Genomic DNA, 19148 nt, shown 5'->3' with positions numbered 1-19148 from the left:
TCAGGGGGTGTGGACGGCGATCTCTGTTCCGAGCCGGTAACCGTCGCACAGCTCGAGGTCGTCGCCGCTCCAGAAGCGACCCGGGTCGTACCAGTTGGGGTTCTTGCCCCGCGGCAGCAGCCCCATGTCCTCGTAGGTGACCGCGACCACCTCGGCGCAGTACGCCGTCTCCAGGTCGCCCTCGCTCTTCTCGGACTCCTGCCACGGCAGGCGCAGCTGCGGCACCCGGCCACGCGCCCAGCGCCAGGCCAGCCGCGCCGTCGACGGGAACGGCGTGCCGTCCAGCCGGGCCACCGTCTTGAGCGCCTTGTCCTCCATCTCCGGGGTCACCGGCTGCTCCAGCTGGCGCAGCCAGCCCCGCTGGCCGTACCGGTGGGCCCAGACGGTGACCGCGTCCCGCAGGTCGTGCAGCTGCACGCCGCGCTGGAAGGTGCCCGACCACAGGTCCGGCAGCGACTTGCCGAGCTCGGCGTGCCACATCAGCGGCGGCATGTCCTCGATCACGATGGACATGCCGACGTGGTTGACCGGGCTGTTCGTCATGGCCTGGATGGCGCGGTCCGGGCCCGAGCGGCCGCGGAACAGCCAGATGTCACCCGTACGCGTCAGATCGATGGCCTCTTCGAGACTGATGTCGGCAACCACGTGTCTATCCTCGGCAGATGCGTTGGTGGAAAGTAGCGGGACTGGCCGGGCTGGCGGGGGTCGCCGCCACGGGTGTGGTGCTGGCACGGCAGGAGCGGCGGCGGCGTGCGTACACGCCGGACGAGATCCGGGAGCGGCTGCACGCCCGGGTCGCCGAGGCGGAACAGGGCCCGGCCGCGACGGCGGACGAGAGCTGACGGTCAGACAACGTCGGCGTCCCGCAGCAGCGACCACAGGCCGGCGCCGTCCGGCGCCGAGAACCACGTCTTGCCGCCGGAGCCGACCGCCTCCGCCTGACCGGACGGCCCGGGGATGGCGCCGGCCAGCACGGCCTGCGTCGGCGACAGCCGGCGGATCGCCACCGCCGCGACGTTGTCCGGGTGCGCCCGGGCGAACTCCGAGTAGATCTCCTGGTCGTGCTGGCCGTCGTCACCGATCAGCAGCCACCGGATGTCGGGGAACTCGCTGGAGAGCCGGGCCAGGGTGTTGCGCTTGTGCTCCTGGCCGCTGCGGAACCAGCGGTCCGGGGTCGGACCCCAGTCGGTCAGCAGCAGCGGCCCCGCCGGGTACAGGTGGCGGGACAGGAAGCGGCTGAGCGCCGGAGCCACGTTCCACGCGCCGGTGGACAGGTAGAAGACCGGCGCACCGGGGTTCGCGGTCACGAGCCGCTCGTAGAGCACCGCCATGCCGGGCACCGCGGTGCGCGCGTGCTCGTCGAGGACGAACGTGTTCCAGGCGGCGAGCAGCGGGCGCGGCAGGGCGGTCACCATCACCGTGTCGTCGATGTCGCTGATGAGCCCGAACTTGCTGGCCGGGTCGACCACCCGGATCGGCGCCTCGACCGGCTCCGCGCCCTCGGTGACCAGGCGGACGCACCCCCAGCCGGGCTTCAGGTCGCCGGTGACCCGGGTGTCCACGTAACCGCTGCGATCGGTACGCGTCTCATGAACCTGGTCACCGACCTGGATCTGCACCGGGGCGTTGTGCACCGGCGACGTGGTGAAGCTGCGCCAGCCGCGCACCTTCTCGAGCTTCTTGCGCGCCTGCGTACGCCGGGTCAGTACGACCCGCGCCATGACACGCGCCCAGCCCGGCGCACCGTACCCGGTGTAGGCCGTGATCACGGGCTGCCAGCCACGCTGCCGCAGCCGGCGCTCGACGACCTCGTGCACGGCGTCCTCGATCCGTGCGGCGCGGTGCAGCCGCACGGCGGGCGGCCCGCCCGCCGGGGTCCCAGACACTTCGCCCTCCTGCCGTCTTTCGCCAGTCAACGCCCCTGTGACGGTACCTGGCCTGCTTTCATCACGCGCCCCAACGGGTGAACGGCGGGCACCGGTCCACTCTGGAGCGTCACCAGGCGGCTCACCGCGCGGGTCAGCGGGCGGCTCACCTGGCCGCGAGGGTCGCGGCGGCGGCAGGGCGGGCGACCGGCTCGGCGGGACTCCACTGCCCGGCACGCCGCGGCGCCTCCTCGACACGCAGGTGCCGCGCGTCCTCGGAGCGCAGGTTCCGCCCGGCACGCAGGCGGGCCGCCAGCGCCTCGGCACGGAGGCTGCGCAGGGCCGCAGCGGCCTTCTCGGCCTCCGTCCACGCGGCTTGCTCCCGCTGCGTCGCCGCCTGGTACGCGCTGAAGCGATGCTCCCGCACGGCGGCACGCAGCGCGGTCTCCTGAGCCACCGGATGCTTGCGGGGATTCCACCCGTCGCGGTGCGCGAGGACCTCGTTGAGCTGCGCGATCGACAGCTCCTTACGACGGCAGGCGGCCAGTGCGGAGCGATGCAGGAAGCGCTCGCGGTCGGCGATCTCGGCGCGGGTGCGGCGTTGCTTCAGCACGGGGAATGCCGCCGCGGCGGTGCACCGGCGGGCGGCCTGGTCGGCGGCGTCGAAGGCGGCCCAGGCCTCGTCGACCTCTTCCTGGGCGTGTTCCCAAGCCTGGCGCCGGCGCAGCGCGATCTCCGCGGCCTGCTCCGCCGCTGCCGTGACCTCATCCGCGTAGCGATCCGAGGAGGCGTAGCGGCCCGAGGACGCGGAACGGCCCGAGGACGCGGAACCGCCCGACGACGCGGAACCGCCCGCGTCGGCGATGCCTCGGGATTCGGCGTGGCGGCCCGAAAGGACCGCTCGCGCGCAAGGACGGCTGGGGCGAGGACCGAGCCCCCAGCGGGCAGCAACGGCGCCACGGCCCGAGCCGGCGCGCCGAGCAGCGGACCGGCCGCCCGGCTCGGGGCGGGACTCGCGGCGGGGGACGGCGAAAGCGGCCGTCGCGGCGGCGACGGCGAGCAACAAGGTCATCCAAAGGACGGCAGCGGTTTCCACGGTTGACACCGGCTTCTCTCGTGCGTGGGGGGTTCGCTTTCGGTGGTGGGAAGGACTTCGCCGGCACGCCGGCATGCGCACACAGTGGGCCCGGTGGATGTCACGGGCAGTGAGCGGGGTGGCTCAGGCGAGCGGGGGGCCGCGGCCCGAGAACGGCCGCTGGGCGACGCTGCCGGGGCGGCGGACGTCGCCGTCGCGGAACGGCTTGGAGCCGGCCCGGTCGACGGAGAGGACGATCGGGGCATGGCCGGCGCCGGAGTCGGCCGCCTCGGTCCCGGCCGCGGCGGGCTCGGCGACCCGGTCGGTCACGGCGCCGCGGACGGGCGCGTCGACCGTGGTGACGACGACCGCGGGGGTGGGCGGCTGCGGCACGGCGGCCAGGGCCGGGGCCGCGAAGGCCAGGGCGATCAGCGCCAGGCCGGTGAGGAACTGCAGCAGGCGACGCCCGTCCCAGAGACGGGGAAGCAGGCGCGCGACGACAGTCACCCGGTCAACTTACCGTGATCCGCAGGTCCGTGCACAGATCGCATCGACTGAGTGCTTCGTCCCACTCCGGCGGGTGATCCGGGTGAGGGACCATGGTGGGGTGGAACGAGTGGACGAGCTGGCCGGATGGGTCGGCGACGGCGGCGTGGTCGTGCTCAGCGGTGCGGGGCTCTCCACCGAGTCCGGCATTCCCGACTACCGGGGCCCCTCGGGCGTCGCGCGGCGGGCGACCCCGATGACGTACCAGGTGTTCACCCGCGACCCGGTGGCCCGGCGCCGGTACTGGGCGCGCAGTCACCTCGGCTGGCGCACGATCGGTGACGCCCGCCCCAACGCCGGGCACCGGGCGGTCGCCCGGCTGCAGGAGCTCGGCCGGCTCGACGGGATCATCACTCAGAACGTCGACGGCCTGCACCAGGCGGGCGGGGCCCACGGTGTCGTGGAGCTGCACGGGAATCTGGCATACGTCGTCTGCCTGGGCTGCGGGCGACGCACCGGCCGCGCCGAGCTGGAGGAGCGGCTGGACGCCGCCAACCCGGGTTTCGCAGCCGCGGTGTCGGCGGTCAACCCGGACGGTGACGTGGAGATCGACGACGCCGAGCTGGACGGCTTCACGGTGGTCAACTGCGCGGTGTGCGGCGGGATGCTGAAGCCGGATGTCGTCTACTTCGGCGAGACCGTGCCGCCGGAGCGGGTCAGCCGCAGCTTCGAGCTCGTCGCCGGGGCGCGTACGTTGCTCGTCCTGGGCTCATCACTGACGGTGATGTCCGGCCGCCGGTTCGTGCTGCGCGCCGCCAAGGACGGCATCCGGGTGGCGATCGTCAACCAGGGCGTCACGCGCGGCGAGCCGTACGCCGGGCTGATCGTGGACGCGCCGCTGGGCCGCGTGCTTCCGGAGATCGTCCAGCGTGTCGAAGGCGCCGCTGTCCGCTTCTGACACACCATCTGGCCGATTCGCGGCCTTCGTTACCGCTTGGAAAGCCGGATAACGAGTGTGCCTCCCCGTGGTTACCGTCTCGAAACCTAAATAAAGACGTCGACGCGTTGACGTGACGGGGCTCACCGGAGTTTACTGCCGGAACCGCTCCCGAAACCGGTTCCGAAACCCCACGGACACACGTCGGAGGACCAGTGCCGATCACCATCGCCGATGTCGCGGCCCGCGCCAAGGTCAGCAAGACCACGGTGTCCCGGGTCCTGAACGGCAAGGGTGAGCTGGACGAATCCACCGCCGCCCGGGTCCGCGCGGTCATCGAGGAGCTCGGCTACGTGCCCAGTTCCCGGGCCGTCGGGCTGGCCCGCGGGCGTACCCGGGTCGTCGGCATGCTCGTCCCCTCGCTCACCTGGCCGTGGATCGGCGAGGTGCTGCAGGGCGCGGTCGACGTGCTGGAGACCGAGCGCTACGGGCTGCTGCTGTTCACCTGCAACCGCGGTGAGGAGTCGATGCGCCAGTTCGGCGCGCAGGTCTCCGCCAAGAGCTTCGACGGGCTGCTGGTCATCGAGCCCGAGGGCACCCTCGACTACATCGCCACGCTGCACGCCCGGGGCCTTCCGGTCGTGCTCATCGACGACCGGGACGTCCAGCCCGGCCAGATCCCGAGCGTGGGCACCACCAACTTCACCGGAGCCGGCGCCGCCGCCCGGCACCTGCTCGAGATCGGCCGGCACAAGCCGCTGGTGATCGCCGGTCCGGAGCGCTTCGGCTGCACCGTCCAGCGGCTCGAGGGCTTCGCCACCGAGTTCGCCGAGGCCGGCCACCCGATCCCGGCGAGCCACCACCTGCCCGGCGACTTCACCATCGCCTGCGGCTTCGAGGGCGTGAACGCCGCCATCGAGGCGGGCCTCGACTTCGACGCGGTCTTCGCCCACAACGACCTCTCCGCCACCGGCGCCATGCAGGCCGTGCTCGACAGCGGCCGGCGCATCCCGCAGGACGTCGCGGTGGTGGGCTTCGACGACATTCCCCTGGCGGCGCACACCCAGCCGCCACTCACCACCGTGCACCAACCGTTGCGCGAGATGGGCGAGGCCGCGGCACGCACGCTGCTCGCCCACTTCGAGGGCTCACCCCTGCCCAACCGACCGACCGTCATTCCCGCCACGTTCATGGCCCGCGGCTCCACGGGCGCGGGCCCGGCCACTGTTTGACCACCGACCGCACTCGCCGGTTGCCTAGGCGTCCGGCCGTACCGCCGCCCTTCCTCGGGCACCCCTCTCACCCGATCGCAATACCCTGAGGAGATCTAGAGATGCAGAGAAGGAAACTGTTCGCGGTCGCCCTGGCGGGCGTGCTCGCCTCGGGCGGGCTCGCCGCCTGCAGCGACTCGCCGAACGCGGGCAACAAGAACGCCTCGGGCGGCAACACGTTCCTCACCGTGGGCATGCCGAACGGCCCGCAGACCGAGAACCACAACCCCTTCCTGAGCACGTCGGCGGGCGCCTCGCTGGGCTACCGCTGGATGATCTACGAGCCCCTCATGATGTGGAACCCGGTGAAGCCGGCCGACCCGTCGAAGCCGTGGCTCGCCACCGGCGCCGAGTGGTCGCCCGACTACAAGAAGGTCGTCATCACCGTCCGGGACAACGCGACCTGGTCGGACGGGCAGAAGGTCACCGGTGACGACGTCGCCTTCACCTTCAACCTGATCAAGAAGAACGAGGCGCTCAACAGCGGTGCCACCCCGTACGGCGAGATCTCCGCCAACGGCAACCAGGTCACCGTGACGTTCACCAGCTCGATGTTCGTCTACAAGGACAAGTGGCTGGGCCAGACCCCGATCGTGCCCAAGCACGTCTGGGAGAAGATCAGCGACCCCACCAAGGACCCGAACAAGAAGCCGATCGGCTCCGGCCCGTACACGCTGAAGACCTTCACCCCGCAGACCACCACGCTGTCGGTGCGCACCGATGGCTACTGGCAGGACCTGCCCCAGGTCAAGGAGCTGCGCTACACGTCGTACACCGACAACAACGCGCAGACGACCGCCCTGTCGGACGGCTCCAACGAGTGGAGCTTCGTCTTCATCCCCAACTACAAGACGGTCTTCATCGACAAGGACCCGGCCCACTACAAGGTCTGGGCGCCGCCGGTGCTCGGCATCCACGGCCTCTACATCAACACCACCAAGAAGCCGTTCGACGACCCGAAGCTGCGCCAGGCGATGAACATGGTCGTCAACCGCGAGGACATCTTCAACCAGGCCGAGGCCGGCTACTTCCACCCGCTGGTCACCAGCGTGACCGGTCTGCCGACGCCGGCCGGTGACGCGTTCATCGCGCCGGAGTACAAGGGCAAGAACCACGCCGTCGACGTGGCGGGCGCCAAGACCCTGCTCGAGCAGGCCGGCTACAAGCTGAACGGCACCACGCTGAACGACCCGAGCGGCAAGCCGGTCAAGCTCACCCTGACCGACCCGAGCGGCTGGTCCGACTACCAGACCTCGCTCGAGATCGTGAAGAGCAACCTCGCCGAGATCGGCATCCAGGCCACGGTCGACAAGGCCAACCAGGACGCCTGGTTCCGCAACGTGGAGGAGGGCAACTTCGACGCCACCTTCCGCTGGACCAACGGTGGCTCGACTCCGTGGGACATCTACCAGACGGTGATGGACGGCAAGCTGCTCAAGCCGGTCGGCACCGCGTCCCCGGCGGGTAACTTCGGCCGCTTCAAGAACGACGACGCGACCAAGGCGATCCAGGACTACGCGAACGCCTCGGACGACGCGGCCCGCACCACCGCCATCAACACGCTGCAGAAGGTCTTCGTCGAGCAGGTTCCGATGATCCCGGTCGGCGCGGACAACGTCGGCATGGCGTACAGCACCAAGAACTGGGTCGGCTGGCCCGACGACACCAACCCCTACGGCGCCGGCCAGCCCACGCAGGCCAACGCCCTGGACGTCGTCCTGCACCTCAAGCCCGCCAACTCCTGATCCGCTCCGCCGCCCCCGGGACCCGCGTCCCGGGGGCGGCACCGCGGCGGTTGTGACCCCCCTTTCTCTAAGGAACTCGGCATGACGTTGAGCCCCGACGCGAAAGCGCCGGCCAACGAGGTGGTGCTTGAGGCGATCGGCCTGACCAAGCACTTCCCCGTCCGCCGGAAGCTGCGCGACCTGTTCAAGCGCGAGCACGACGCCGTGCACGCGGTCGACGACGTGAACCTGACGCTGCGGCGCGGTCGGGTGGTCGCGCTGGTCGGCGAGTCCGGCTCCGGCAAGTCCACGGTCGCGCGCCTGCTGTCGCAGCTGTACCCGCGCACCGGTGGCGACATCCAGCTGCACGGGCAGTCGACCCGCGTCAAGGGCGGCCGGCAGTTCCGGGCGTACGTCCGGCGGGTCCAGATGATCTTCCAGGACCCGTTCGCCTCGCTGAACCCGGTGCACACCATCCGGTACCACCTGACCCGGTCGCTGAAGATCCACGGCAACGCCGGTTCGTCCGCGGCGGACCTCGAGCGCGCGCTCACGGACCTGCTCCAGCGGGTCAGCCTGACCCCGCCCGAGCGCTACCTGGACAAGTTCCCGCACGAGCTCTCCGGCGGCCAGCGGCAGCGCGTGGCGATCGCCCGGGCACTGGGCGCGAACCCTGAGGCGCTGCTGGCCGACGAACCCGTGTCCATGCTGGACGTCTCGATCCGCCTCGGCGTGCTCAACCTGCTGAAGGACCTCAAAGAACGGCTCAACCTCGCCATCCTGTACATCACCCACGACATCGCGTCGGCGCGCTACTTCGCCGACGAGACGCTCGTGATGTACGCGGGCCGGATGGTCGAGGGCGGCGACAGCGAGAGCGTCACGCAGTCGCCGGCCCACCCGTACACCCGGCTCCTGATCGAGTCGGCGCCGGACCCGGACCGCATCCACAACATGCTCGAGGACACCGGCGACCGCGGCAACGGCGAGCCGCCCAGCCTGATCCGCCCGCCCGCCGGCTGCCGGTTCCACCCGCGCTGCCCGATGGCGATGCCGCGCTGCACCACCGACCTTCCCGTCCGCCTCGAGATCGGCGACGCCCCCGGCCACTGGGCCGCCTGCTGGCTGTACGACGAGGCCACCGTCGCCGCGCAGGAGCCGGGATCGGCCGCCGCCGCCGGCATCGTCAAGGTGGAGGGCGCCCGATGAGGTACCTGCTCCAGCGGATCCTGTTCTACGTCTTCACGGCGTGGGCCGCGATCACCATCAACTTCTTCATCCCGCGGATGATCCCGGGCGACCCGGTCAAGTCGCTGCTCGCCCGCTACCAGGGCCAGATGAGCTCGGACGCGATCGACTCGCTCTACGTGCTGTTCGGCCTCGACAAGGACGCCAGCCTCTGGAGCCAGTACGTCGACTACTGGAAGCAGCTGTTCCACGGCGACCTCGGCCTGTCGTTCACCGCCTTCCCGGCCGCGGTCTCCGACGTCATCTCCGACGCGCTGCCCTGGACCGTGGCACTGGTGGGCATCACCACCATCATCAGCTTCCTGATCGGCACCGGCCTGGGCGTGATCGCCGGATGGCGGCGCGGCTCGTGGATCGACGGCCTGCTGCCGACCACCACGTTCCTGTCCTCGGTGCCGTACTTCTGGCTCGGCCTGCTGGCGATCTACCTGCTGACCGGACCGGACAGCTTCTTCCCGTCCTCCGGCGGCTACGAGCCCGGCCTGGTGCCGGCCTGGGACCAGTTCTTCATCCCGAGCGCCATCCGGCACAGCCTGCTGCCCGCGCTGACGATCCTCATCTCGTCGGTCAGCGGCTGGATCCTGAGCATGCGCAACATGATGGTCACCGTCGCGGCGGAGGACTACATCACCGTCGCGCACGCCAAGGGCCTTCCGGAACGCCGGGTGGCGCTCGGCTACGCGGCCCGCAACGCGCTGCTGCCCAACGTCTCGGGCTTCGCTCTGGCGCTGGGCTTCATCGTCGGCGGCACGCTGCTGGTCGAGATCGTCTTCTCCTACCCGGGTCTGGGGTTCCTGCTGTTCCGAGCGGTCGGCGCCAAGGACTACCCGCTGATGCAGGGCATCTTCCTCGTCATCACCATCTCGGTGCTCGTGGCGAACCTCGTGGCCGACATCGCTTACCTGCTGCTCGACCCGCGTACCCGCAAGGAGGGCTGACCGGTGACCATTCCTACCTCGAGCGTCGAGCAGGTCATCCCCGGGCAGGGGGCGATGGCGCAGCCCGAGACGGCGAAGCCGGCGAAGGCCAAGCGCAAGCGGTTCCGCTTCGTCTCCAACGCCAAGGCCGCCACCGGCCTCATCGTGCTCGGCATCTACATCCTCTTCGCGATCATCGGACCGTGGGTCGCACCCTACGACCCGGACGCGCGCAGCTCGGCGCTGACGGCGCCGCCCTCGGCCGACCACTGGTTCGGCACCACGCACCTCGGTCAGGACGTGTTCAGCCAGGTCCTGGTCGGCACCCGCGGGGTCATGCTCGTCGGCCTAGCCGCCGGCGTGATCGCCACGGTCTTCTCCGTGCTCATCGGCGTCACGGCGGGCTACCTCTCGGGCGGCTGGGACGAGAGCCTCTCGGCGCTGTCCAACGTCTTCCTGGTCATCCCGGCGCTTCCCCTGATCATCATCGTGACGGCGGCGGTTCCCGGCGGCGGTGACGTCCTGGTCGCCCTCATCATCGGTCTCACGTCCTGGGCCTGGGGCGCGCGCATCCTGCGGGCGCAGACCCTGTCGCTGCGGCGCCGCGACTACGTCGAGGCCTCCCGGGCCAACGGCGAGAAGACCTGGCGGATCATCCTCTTCGAGATCCTGCCCAACCTCACCGCGATCATCGCCTCCGGCTTCGTCGGTACGGTCATCTTCGCCGTCACCTCCGAGATCACCCTCGCCTTCATCGGCATCGGCACGGTGTCGGAGTGGAACTGGGGCACGATCCTGTTCTGGGCGCAGAGCCAGCAGGCGCTGGCCCAGCACGCCTGGTGGTGGTTCGTTCCGGCCGGTCTGGCGATCGCGTTCCTCGGCACCGCCCTGTCGCTGATCAACTTCGGCATCGACGAGTTCGTCAGCCCCCGCCTGCGCAGCGCCGGCAAGACGAAGGTCAAGACCGCCTCCGGCCACACGGTACGGATGCGCGTCGGCTTCACCCCGGTCCTGAGCAACTCGTCGGCGCCGCACACCCACGCGCGGCCGATCCCCACGATCAACACAGCGGCGGCGACGCCGGTGAACCGCGGCAGCAAGGAGGCCACGCAGTGAGCGGCGATCCCGTCCTCGAGATCAAGAACCTCAACGTGGACTACGGCCTGGGCGACCAGGCGGTGCACGCGGTCCGCGACGTCAACCTGACGCTGCACCGCGGCGAGGTCCTCGGCCTGGCCGGCGAGTCGGGCTCCGGCAAGTCCACCCTCGCGTACGGCCTCACCCGGCTGCTCGCCCCGCCGGGCGTGATCAGCGGCGGCGAGGTCATCTACCACCCCGAGAACGGCGAGCCGTACGACGTGCTCAGCCTCGACGACAACGGACTGCGCAAGTTCCGGTGGGCGGAGACGGCGATCGTGTTCCAGGGGGCGATGAACTCGCTCAACCCCGTACACAAGATCTCCACGCAGTTGACCGATGTCCTCCAGGCCCACGAGCCGAAGATGACGGCGCACAGCCGCAACGCCCGGGCCCGCGAGATGCTCAAGCTCGTCGGCATCTCCCCGGACCGGATGGACGCCTACCCGCACCAGCTCTCCGGCGGCATGCGGCAGCGCGTGATGATCGGCATGGCGCTGATCCTGCAGCCGCAGGTGGTCATCATGGACGAGCCGACCACCGCCCTGGACGTGGTGATGCAGCGGCAGATCCTCGGCCAGCTCATCGAGCTGCGGGAGCGGCTGGGCTTCTCGGTCATCTTCATCACCCACGACCTGTCCCTGCTGGTCGAGTTCTCGAACCGGATCGCCATCATGTACGGCGGCCGGATCGTCGAGGAGGCGCAGGCCACGTCGCTGTACCGGGACTCGTTGCACCCGTACAGCGCCGGCCTGCTCAGCTCCTTCCCGGCACTGCGCGGCCCGCGCCGGGAGCTCAGCGGCATCCCCGGCTCGCCGCCGGACCTGAAGGGCATGCCTACCGGCTGCTCGTTCCACCCGCGCTGCCCCAAGGTGTTCGACCCGTGCGCCGACAACATCCCGGTGCTCGGCAACCCGGACACCCCGGACGGGTCGACGCGGACCGTGGCCTGCTGGCTCCACCCGGTCAAGCAACCGGTCGGCTAGACCCCGGAATCCGACGGCCCCGGCCCTGCTCCGCCGGGGCCGTCTCCTATCCATCCCCACCAGGAGAAGCATGAACCCCACCGCCAGCTCCGCCCCCGGGCTGCTCCTGCCCGCGGCCGACTTCCCCCCGTCGTTCAAGTGGGGCGTCGCCACCTCCTCGTACCAGATCGAGGGAGCCGTCGCCGAGGACGGCCGGACACCGTCCATCTGGGACACGTTCTGCCGGGTACCCGGCGCCGTCGTGGGCGGCGACAACGGTGACGTGGCGTGCGACCACTACCACCGGATGCCGCAGGACGTCGCCCTGATCAAGAGCCTGGGCGTGGACACGTACCGGTTCTCGGTGGCCTGGCCCCGGGTCCAGCCGCGCGGACGCGGCCCGGTGAACCAGGCCGGCCTGGCCTTCTACGACCGGCTGACCGACGAGCTGCTGGCCGCGGGCATCGACCCGTGGGTGACGCTGTACCACTGGGACCTGCCGCAGGAGCTCGAGGATGCGGGCGGCTGGCCCAACCGCGACACCGCGTACCGTTTCGCCGACTACGCGATGATGGTGTTCGACAAGCTGAGCGACCGCGTCGAGACGTGGACCACGATGAACGAGCCGTGGTGCTCGGCGTGGCTGGGCTACGTCACGGGCGTGCACGCCCCGGGCCGCAAGGACTTCGACGCGGGCCTCGCGGCGGTGCACCACCTGCTGCTCGGCCACGGCCTCGCCACCCAGCGGATGCGGGCCGCGGCGACCCGCGACCACACGTTCGGCATCACCCTCAACATGGGTACGGCCGACCCGGCCACCGACAGCCAGGCGGACCGCGACGCCGCCCGCCGCGCCGACGGCATGGGCCTGCGCGTCTACCTGGACCCGCTGCGCAAGGGTGAGTACCCGCAGGACATGGTGGCGGAGCTGGCGGCCCGAGGCTCGACCTTCCCCGTGCAGGACGGCGACCTGGACATCATCTCCACGCCGTTCGAGGTGCTGGGCGTCAACTTCTACTTCGGCCAGGACTTCAGCGGCACCGACGAGGACGGCAGCACGACCGACGCCGACGGCAACCCCGTCGTCCGGGCGGTGATCCCGGACCGCCCCCGCACGGCGATGGACTGGCCGATCACCCCGGAACGCTTCACCCAGCTGCTGGTCCGCCTGCACCGGGACTACCCCGGCCTGCCGATCGTCGTCACCGAGAACGGCGCGGCGTTCCACGACACCGCCGACGAGTCCGGCTTCGTGGCGGACGACGACCGCACGTCATACCTGGCGGAGCACATCGCGGCGGTGGCGGCGGCCCGCGAGCAGGGCGCGGACATCCGCGGGTACTTCGCGTGGTCGCTGCTGGACAACTTCGAGTGGGCCGAGGGGTACGCGAAGCGGTTCGGCATCGTGCACGTGGACTACGAGACGCAGCAGCGTACGCCGAAGCAGTCGGCCCTGTGGTACCGCGACACGATCAGCCGGCACCGCAACGGCTGACGGCTTCAGCAGGGCGCGACCCATGTCGCGCCCTGCTGTGTCAGGTCAATGACCTCGACGTCGCGCACGGGACTTGGCACGCCGCCGCTGCCGGCGATGCTCGTCGTGCGCCGCCCGGTTCTCCCGGCCCCGCTCCGCCGACGCCTGTTTGCGCAGTTCCGTGGCTTTGCGCATGGCGTCCTGCGCGGCGGTGCTCGGCCGGGACTCGGCGGCGGCCCGGGCAGCCGCGCGGGCAGCCCGCTTCGGGTTGCGCGTCCCCGGCGGCGGCACCTTCGCCACCGGCACGGCCGGGCTGTCCTGGGCGTTCGTCAACAGGGCACCGCCGTGGCGAAGCAGGAACTGGTAGAGCTCCGCATCGGTCGGCTCCGCACCGAACACGTGCCGGGTGGCACGGACCTCGTCGCCGTCGAGCAGTTCGAGCACGCCGACCCAGAACGGGTCGTCGAAGTACACCGTCATCGTTGCCATCGTGTCTCCTCAGCGCAGGCATGGTTCGTCCTGCGCTGGACAACCGGTCGACGACGCGACCGGCAGGAGACGGGCCACCCGGGAGGGGCGACGCCCCGACTACCGACGGGGCAGTGTTTTCGCGCCCGTCCAGAATAGACCTCAGTGCCGGCCGCGGCTCAAGGAGCGGCGGTGCGCGGCCCGGGACATCGGCGCCGGCCCGGCCGCCGCGGGCAGGCCGCCGTCGGCGAGCAGGCGGGCGATCGGCAGGGTGGCCGCGCCCATCGCGACCGCGTCGGGTCCCAGCTGGCAGAGGTCGATCCGGGTACGCGAGTACGGGTGCCGCAGCGCATTTCGCGAGGCCGCATCCCGAATGTCCGGAAGAAAGCGCTCTCCCAGGGCCAAGCCCGCCGGGCCGCCGAGCACGATGCGCTCGGGCGAGAACAGGTTGACCAGACCCGCGATGCCGGCGCCCAGGTAGCCGACCGTCTGCCGGATCACCTCGGCCACCGCCTCGTCGAGCTCACCCTCCGCCGCCAGCACCCGATGGAGCAGCTTGGGGTCGGGCGCCTGGCCGGTCGCCTCCGCCAGGCGGGCGATCACCTTGTCCGAGCCGATGTACGCCTCCAGGCACCCCTTGGCCCCGCACCGGCACACGTCCCCGTCGTACACGAGGGTGGTATGTCCCCACTCGCCCGCGTTGCTGTGGGCACCGCGGTAGCTGCGTCCGTCCATCACGACCGCGGCGCCGACCCCCGTACCCACCATGACGATGACCGCGTGCCGCGCCCCGCGGCCGGCGCCGAACCACATTTCGGCCTGGCCGACGGTCTTCGCGCCGTTCTCCACGAAGATCGGGACGTCGGTGCCGTCGCGCAGCATCCGCCCGAGCGGCACCCCCTCCCAGCCGGTCGTCTGCGAGTGCACGACCGGTGCCTCACCGGTCTGGTCGACGACACCGGCCACGCCGACACCGAACCCCAGCACCGAGGACTTCTCGATGCCCGCCTCGGCGACGACCGCGTCGAGGCCCTCGAGCAGCTTCGCGGCGGCCAGGGCGGGATCGGGGCGACCGCCGTCCGCATCGTCGGAGTTCAGTGAGAACTGGGCGAAGCCGAGGCGGGACATCGCGAGGTCGTACAGCTCGACCGTGACCCTGGTCTCGCCCACGTCGGCACCGGCGACGTAGCCGAAGCCGGGCGCGACGCGCAGCAGCGCCCGCGGCCGGCCGCCGTCCGAGCCGACCAGGCCGGCCTCCTCGACCAGCCCCTCCTCGATCATCTCGCCGATGAGGTTGCTGACGCTCGCCTGGCTCAGCGCCGTGGTGTCGCCGAGCTCCTGGCGGCTCTGGCGACCGCCGTGGAAGAGATCGGTGAGCAGGCTGGCCCGGTTCGCTCGGCGGACGTCCCGCACCGTCGTACGCCTGGTCTCCAACCCGCACCCGCCTTCAATCCACGTTCGCCGACCCGCCATTAAACGCTACGCCAACCCAACCGCCCCACCGCCACCCACGACCGGACGGAAGGCTCCGCCTCATCATGTGCCACGCACCCCGCGGAAACCATGGCGCGGACGGCCGTCTCGTGCTCTACCGTCTCCAGCTCATGACCGACTACCGGGACGTGAACCGGGCCAACTGGGACGAACGGGCGCCGGCCCACGCCGCCTCGGCCGGCTACAACCTCGCCGCCTTCACCCGCGACCCGCACCATCTGAGCGACGTCGTCACCTTCGACCGGCCGCTGCTCGGGGACATCGCGGGCCTGCGGGCCGTTCATCTGCAATGCCATATCGGTACGGACACCGTGTCGCTGGCCCGGCTCGGCGCCACGATGACCGGCCTCGACTTCTCCCCGGCGTCTCTCGCGGAGGCCCGCAAGCTCTCGGCGGCCTCCGGCACCCCGGTCGACTTCGTCGAGTCGGACCTGTACGGCGCCCCCGACGTGCTCGACGCCGGCTCCTTCGACCTGGTCTACACCGGCATCGGGGCGCTCGGCTGGCTGCCCGACATCCGCCGCTGGGCGCAGGTCGTGGCCACCCTGCTACGACCGGGCGGCCGGCTGTTCATCCGCGAGGGCCACCCGGTGCTGTGGTCGCTGCAGGACGAGCGGGAGGACGACCTGCTCGTGCTCGAGTACCCCTACTTCGAGCACGCCGAGCCGACGGTCTGGGACGACGGCGGCACCTACGTCGACACGGACCACACGTTCGAGCACACCACCACCCACGAGTGGAACCACGGCCTCGGCGAGATCGTCACCGCCCTGCTCGAGGCGGGCATGACGATCACCGGCCTGGTCGAGCACGACAGCGTGCCCTGGGAGGCCCTGCCGGGCCGGATGACCCTGCTGCCGGGCGGCGAGTGGCAGGTCACCGAACGCCCACGGCGGCTGCCGCACACCTACACCCTCCAGGCGGTGCGCACGGCCGTTTAGAGATCATCGGGTACGGGGTATCTCGCGGGCCACTCCCCCACCTCGTATAGGAGCCCCCGATGCGCGTTGGATCGATCGGCGGAATCATCGTCATCATTTGGCTCGTGCTCGGCGTTGTCGCCGCGTTCGAGCGCGGCTATTTCAAGGACACCGGCGACGCCAGCTGCGCCGAGGCCGGCACGGTCATCGTCACCGTGGTGGCGGGCCCGCTGAACTGGCTGGGCGTCAACCCCAAGGTCAAGTGCGACATCCCCGAGCCGTCGAAGTAGACGGCCCGGGCACGTCCGCCCACGGCGGGGACAGATCTCCGGTCCCCGCCGTCAGGCCGCCCACGGCGGGCTGATCGTCGAACCGTCGGCGAGCGTGGCCGTCAGCCCCACGCTGGTGGTCACCCAGGCGGCGGCGGGACCGCCGGACGTGTTGTCGACGGCGAACTCCGCCCCGGACGGCACGAAAGCGGCCTCCCCGGCGCGTACCGTGGCGGCCACTCCGTCGATGGTCGCCGTCAGTTGCCCGGAGAGCACGAGGACGACCTCCTCCCGGCTGACCCGGTGGGGCACCCCGACGGTGCCGTCGGCGATCTCCAGCCGCCAGGCACACAACTCCCGGCTCCCCCGGGCGGGAGCCACGAACGACCGGAACGTCGCACCGTGCAGGTGGTGCTCGACCGCGTCCCGCTCACGAACGACCGTCATCTCCGAACCTCCATTTAGTCAATCAGCTTGACCATATAGTCAAGCAGCTTGACCCATCTGTCAAACTGGTGCCCGTGCAACTCCTCGATCTGCCGGTGCTCCTGCTGAGCGCGGCACGGGCCCTGGTGGACGGCATCGACGCCGGGGTACGCGCCCGCGGCTTCACGGACCTCCGGCCGGCCCACGGCTTCGCCTTCGCCCGCCTCGCCGGCGACGGAGCCACGGTGATGCAACTGGCCGAGCACCTGGACGTGACCAAACAGGCGGCGAGCCAGATGGTGGAAGACCTGGCGAAGAAGGGCTATGTGGAACGCCGGCCGCACCCGGACGACGCCCGCGCACGCCTGATCGTGCTCACCGAGAAGGGCCGCGCCTGCACAAGAGCGGCCGACGAAGCCGCCGAGGAGGTCCTCCGGCCCTGGGCCGAGCAGCTCGGACCCGAACGCCTGGCAACCCTGCGGCAGGACCTCTCCAAGCTCGCGACCCCCGGGCGGGTGCGACCCACATGGTGATGCGGCCCCCGGAAACACTCCAGGGGCCGCATCACGCAGTCGGACGACCGTCGAGATTACTGCCGGGTCCAGCTCCAGTTGCGAGCCAGCAGCTCCTGCTGCGGACCCCACGTCGCCGTGGCACCGGGGTAGAGCGAGATGGTCTCGATCTGCAGGCGGGCGGACACGTCGGTGCCCCAGCCGCTCTTGGGCGTCACCGAGTACGGCGCGTTCATGTCGACACCGTCGATGACCAGCTTCACCTTGCGGTTCACCGGGTCCACCATCATCGACACGTTGTGCAGCGCGGTGTCCGGCTTCAGGTATCCGGCGGCCGCCCAGCTGCCCCCATTGGCGCTGGTCCAGACGCGAATCTGGCCGAAGTTCGACTGCCACGGGTTGAGCACCCACTGGAAGGCCGTACCGTGGTCGACGCGCGTGTTGATGCCGTCCCAGACGAACAGGCCACCCTCGACGGTCTGCGCGTTGCGGGGACCGCCGGCGGTGGAGGGCACGTACGGCATCTGGAACGAGAAGCCGGCCTGGTGCACCGTCTTCATCATCGACACGTCGGTGACCCGCTTGAACGAGATCACGTGCGCCATGATGCCGCGGTTCTGGACGTTGGCACGCAGGCGTGAGTCGGCTCCCCGGTTCTCGACGGCGATGTCGGCACTGGTGACCGGCGCCTGGCCGGAGGCGGCGAACACCCCGTCACCCACCACGTTCGTCCACCCGGACAGGTCCGTACCGGCCTCGGACACCGCCGCCAGAGCAGGCGCCGACACCCCGGTCGACACCACGGCCCCGAGAGCGACGCCCGCGGCAAGCACCGAGAGGAAGCGGCGACGGCTAGTAACACTGCGTGTCTTGAGGTTTTCCATAACTACGCACAGTAGTGTTCACCATTCCGGCTAACCTCCCCCAACCGGACAAGACCCACTCATGCGATGGACAGCCGAGCCTCCCCCAGGCCCCCACGCCCGTTCCACATCCGGGTGCCGATGAGCCCTTTCCGGATCAGGTTCCGGGCAATTTCGCACCCATTCCGAACGCGAGAGCCGAAGGAAACGCGGCCGGCGGCACCCCTGCCGGCTCGCGAGGCGCCCAGCGCCATTCCCGTCACACAAGTAAACACTGTGCGTGATGAATGTCAGTTACAGCTAGTTATGCTCCGTCGAAGATCCTGAGACGAGCGTGGCCGGGGTCCGGTCGCCCAGCGGCTCGTTCCTCATCGAAGGAGGGCGGGAAGCCTCTCCCCTCCACGCCTTCTTACGAGGAAGAACCGAAGAGAGCGAACACGAGCATAAAAACGGCCATAAGCCCCAGAACGCCCACCCCGGCGACGAAGACAACCCGCCGCCACCCCTGGCGCCGCTGACGGAACCCTTCGGCAACCTTGGCCGCCTGTTCCACCTCACCAGCAGGAGTCAGTGCGCTGTACGCCGTCTGCGGCAGCCCCGTCCACAGTGGTGGCGCGGAGCGGTGATCGTTGAGGCTCATGTCCTGAGTATGCGTGTGCCGGCAAAGTCCTGCAGACCCCGCCCCGGCCGTCTCGACCCGACCTGCGGCCTGACCCGACCCCAGCCGCCGTGGACGGCAGAGCAAAGCGGCCGCCGCACGATGACCGGACCGCGACAAGCGATCGGCCCCGCTGATCGCACCCCACCAACCAGAACCGGCGCGGTACGTCCGCCTGACCCACCGCCCAGCCCGGCCCGCCCGACAAACGAACGACCATCAACCCCGGCGCGGCAGCCAGACCCCGAACCGCAAGGTGAGCCACCATCCCAGCCGCCCACCCAGCGGCGAGCAACCCATCCCGCACCCGCAACCGAGCCCCACGCAAGGGTGGGGGCCGGGGTGACCAAGCCCGCGGCGGCGAGGCTGCGGATCTCCTCGACGAACGCGTCCGAGTCGGTCTTCAGGTGGTTGGTCTTGCCGTTGGTCAGGTTGCGCA

Annotated in this window: 21 protein-coding genes; 12 read left to right on the top strand and 9 right to left on the bottom strand. The window is 70.5% G+C overall.

Annotated features, from left to right (window positions below; all coding sequences use genetic code 11):
* Entirely contained in the window at positions 1 to 645 is a 645-nt protein-coding gene (locus AB0J80_RS15690; protein ID WP_364705120.1) for a hypothetical protein, read from the bottom strand.
* A gap of 17 nt (positions 646 to 662) precedes the next feature.
* Here AB0J80_RS15690 and AB0J80_RS15685 point away from each other — a divergent pair, with 17 nt between their 5' ends.
* The gene (locus AB0J80_RS15685) at positions 663 to 842 is read left to right on the top strand and encodes a hypothetical protein (protein ID WP_364705119.1); all 180 of its coding nucleotides are present in this window, start codon (positions 663 to 665) and stop codon (positions 840 to 842) included.
* A 3-nt stretch (positions 843 to 845) separates the two neighbouring features.
* Here AB0J80_RS15685 and AB0J80_RS15680 read toward each other — a convergent pair whose 3' ends face one another.
* From AB0J80_RS15680 to AB0J80_RS15670, 3 genes are all read right to left on the bottom strand, one after another.
* Positions 846 to 1886: a phosphatase domain-containing protein gene (locus tag AB0J80_RS15680; protein ID WP_364705118.1), complete on the bottom strand. Its 1041-nt coding sequence runs from the start codon at positions 1884 to 1886 to the stop codon at positions 846 to 848.
* 145 nt (positions 1887 to 2031) lie between these two features.
* Positions 2032 to 2937: a hypothetical protein gene (locus AB0J80_RS15675; RefSeq protein ID WP_364705116.1), complete on the bottom strand. Its 906-nt coding sequence runs from the start codon at positions 2935 to 2937 to the stop codon at positions 2032 to 2034.
* Between the two features lie 147 nt (positions 2938 to 3084).
* Entirely contained in the window at positions 3085 to 3447 is a 363-nt protein-coding gene (locus AB0J80_RS15670; RefSeq protein ID WP_364705114.1) for a hypothetical protein, read from the bottom strand.
* 100 nt (positions 3448 to 3547) lie between these two features.
* Between AB0J80_RS15670 and AB0J80_RS15665 the strand changes: the two genes are divergently transcribed.
* From AB0J80_RS15665 to AB0J80_RS15630, 8 genes are all read left to right on the top strand, one after another.
* The gene (locus AB0J80_RS15665; RefSeq protein WP_364705112.1) at positions 3548 to 4384 is read left to right on the top strand and encodes an NAD-dependent protein deacetylase; all 837 of its coding nucleotides are present in this window, start codon (positions 3548 to 3550) and stop codon (positions 4382 to 4384) included.
* 194 nt (positions 4385 to 4578) lie between these two features.
* Positions 4579 to 5595, top strand: a complete 1017-nt coding sequence (locus AB0J80_RS15660; RefSeq protein ID WP_364705111.1) for a LacI family DNA-binding transcriptional regulator — start codon at positions 4579 to 4581, stop codon at positions 5593 to 5595.
* A gap of 101 nt (positions 5596 to 5696) precedes the next feature.
* On the top strand, positions 5697 to 7379 hold the full coding sequence (locus AB0J80_RS15655; RefSeq protein ID WP_364705109.1) for an ABC transporter substrate-binding protein: 1683 nt from the start codon (positions 5697 to 5699) through the stop codon (positions 7377 to 7379).
* A gap of 81 nt (positions 7380 to 7460) precedes the next feature.
* A complete protein-coding gene (locus tag AB0J80_RS15650) occupies positions 7461 to 8567 on the top strand; it encodes an ABC transporter ATP-binding protein (RefSeq protein ID WP_364705108.1) in 1107 nt (368 codons plus the stop codon).
* A complete protein-coding gene (locus AB0J80_RS15645; RefSeq protein ID WP_364705106.1) occupies positions 8564 to 9544 on the top strand; it encodes an ABC transporter permease in 981 nt (326 codons plus the stop codon). The genes AB0J80_RS15650 and AB0J80_RS15645 overlap by 4 nt, the downstream gene beginning before the upstream one ends.
* A gap of 3 nt (positions 9545 to 9547) precedes the next feature.
* Positions 9548 to 10639: an ABC transporter permease gene (locus AB0J80_RS15640; RefSeq protein WP_364705105.1), complete on the top strand. Its 1092-nt coding sequence runs from the start codon at positions 9548 to 9550 to the stop codon at positions 10637 to 10639.
* Positions 10636 to 11646 (top strand): ABC transporter ATP-binding protein, encoded by a 1011-nt coding sequence (locus tag AB0J80_RS15635; protein ID WP_364705104.1) that lies wholly within the window; start codon positions 10636 to 10638, stop codon positions 11644 to 11646. Before AB0J80_RS15640 ends, AB0J80_RS15635 begins: the two co-directional genes overlap by 4 nt.
* A 70-nt stretch (positions 11647 to 11716) precedes the next feature.
* The gene (locus tag AB0J80_RS15630) at positions 11717 to 13120 is read left to right on the top strand and encodes a GH1 family beta-glucosidase (RefSeq protein WP_364705103.1); all 1404 of its coding nucleotides are present in this window, start codon (positions 11717 to 11719) and stop codon (positions 13118 to 13120) included.
* Between the two features lie 45 nt (positions 13121 to 13165).
* On the opposite strand, the gene AB0J80_RS15625 is transcribed toward AB0J80_RS15630, so the two are convergent.
* Positions 13166 to 13588, bottom strand: coding sequence for a YjdF family protein (locus AB0J80_RS15625; RefSeq protein WP_364705101.1), 423 nt, complete (start codon positions 13586 to 13588; stop codon positions 13166 to 13168).
* 141 nt (positions 13589 to 13729) lie between these two features.
* Complete coding sequence (locus AB0J80_RS15620; RefSeq protein ID WP_364705100.1) at positions 13730 to 15001, bottom strand: ROK family transcriptional regulator; 1272 nt, start codon at positions 14999 to 15001, stop codon at positions 13730 to 13732.
* A gap of 170 nt (positions 15002 to 15171) precedes the next feature.
* Between AB0J80_RS15620 and AB0J80_RS15615 the strand changes: the two genes are divergently transcribed.
* Positions 15172 to 16002 (top strand): class I SAM-dependent methyltransferase, encoded by an 831-nt coding sequence (locus AB0J80_RS15615; RefSeq protein ID WP_364705098.1) that lies wholly within the window; start codon positions 15172 to 15174, stop codon positions 16000 to 16002.
* Between the two features lie 59 nt (positions 16003 to 16061).
* Positions 16062 to 16271 (top strand): hypothetical protein, encoded by a 210-nt coding sequence (locus AB0J80_RS15610; RefSeq protein ID WP_364705097.1) that lies wholly within the window; start codon positions 16062 to 16064, stop codon positions 16269 to 16271.
* Between the two features lie 51 nt (positions 16272 to 16322).
* Here AB0J80_RS15610 and AB0J80_RS15605 read toward each other — a convergent pair whose 3' ends face one another.
* Positions 16323 to 16697, bottom strand: coding sequence for a cupin domain-containing protein (locus AB0J80_RS15605; protein ID WP_364705095.1), 375 nt, complete (start codon positions 16695 to 16697; stop codon positions 16323 to 16325).
* 74 nt (positions 16698 to 16771) lie between these two features.
* Between AB0J80_RS15605 and AB0J80_RS15600 the strand changes: the two genes are divergently transcribed.
* A complete protein-coding gene (locus AB0J80_RS15600; protein ID WP_364705094.1) occupies positions 16772 to 17209 on the top strand; it encodes a MarR family winged helix-turn-helix transcriptional regulator in 438 nt (145 codons plus the stop codon).
* Between the two features lie 56 nt (positions 17210 to 17265).
* Here AB0J80_RS15600 and AB0J80_RS15595 read toward each other — a convergent pair whose 3' ends face one another.
* The gene (locus tag AB0J80_RS15595) at positions 17266 to 18072 is read right to left on the bottom strand and encodes a hypothetical protein (protein WP_364705092.1); all 807 of its coding nucleotides are present in this window, start codon (positions 18070 to 18072) and stop codon (positions 17266 to 17268) included.
* Positions 18073 to 18460: 388 nt separating this feature from the next.
* Positions 18461 to 18691: a hypothetical protein gene (locus tag AB0J80_RS15590; protein ID WP_364705090.1), complete on the bottom strand. Its 231-nt coding sequence runs from the start codon at positions 18689 to 18691 to the stop codon at positions 18461 to 18463.
* Positions 18692 to 19148: the final 457 nt, after the last annotated feature.

Source organism: Actinoplanes sp. NPDC049548 (assembly GCF_040676695.1).
GTDB lineage: Bacteria > Actinomycetota > Actinomycetes > Mycobacteriales > Micromonosporaceae > Actinoplanes.
This window is presented reverse-complemented; position numbering and strand designations above follow the sequence as displayed.

Coding starts and splice junctions, on each gene's coding strand:
- AB0J80_RS15615 (WP_364705098.1), top strand. CDS start 15,172: ATGACCGACTACCGGGACGTGAACCGGGCCAACTGGGACGAACGGGCG.
- AB0J80_RS15655 (WP_364705109.1), top strand. CDS start 5,697: ATGCAGAGAAGGAAACTGTTCGCGGTCGCCCTGGCGGGCGTGCTCGCC.
- AB0J80_RS15650 (WP_364705108.1), top strand. CDS start 7,461: ATGACGTTGAGCCCCGACGCGAAAGCGCCGGCCAACGAGGTGGTGCTT.
- AB0J80_RS15625 (WP_364705101.1), bottom strand. CDS start 13,588: ATGGCAACGATGACGGTGTACTTCGACGACCCGTTCTGGGTCGGCGTG.
- AB0J80_RS15630 (WP_364705103.1), top strand. CDS start 11,717: ATGAACCCCACCGCCAGCTCCGCCCCCGGGCTGCTCCTGCCCGCGGCC.
- AB0J80_RS15590 (WP_364705090.1), bottom strand. CDS start 18,691: ATGAGCCTCAACGATCACCGCTCCGCGCCACCACTGTGGACGGGGCTG.
- AB0J80_RS15645 (WP_364705106.1), top strand. CDS start 8,564: ATGAGGTACCTGCTCCAGCGGATCCTGTTCTACGTCTTCACGGCGTGG.
- AB0J80_RS15610 (WP_364705097.1), top strand. CDS start 16,062: ATGCGCGTTGGATCGATCGGCGGAATCATCGTCATCATTTGGCTCGTG.
- AB0J80_RS15685 (WP_364705119.1), top strand. CDS start 663: ATGCGTTGGTGGAAAGTAGCGGGACTGGCCGGGCTGGCGGGGGTCGCC.
- AB0J80_RS15675 (WP_364705116.1), bottom strand. CDS start 2,937: ATGACCTTGTTGCTCGCCGTCGCCGCCGCGACGGCCGCTTTCGCCGTC.
- AB0J80_RS15605 (WP_364705095.1), bottom strand. CDS start 16,697: ATGACGGTCGTTCGTGAGCGGGACGCGGTCGAGCACCACCTGCACGGT.
- AB0J80_RS15595 (WP_364705092.1), bottom strand. CDS start 18,072: ATGGAAAACCTCAAGACACGCAGTGTTACTAGCCGTCGCCGCTTCCTC.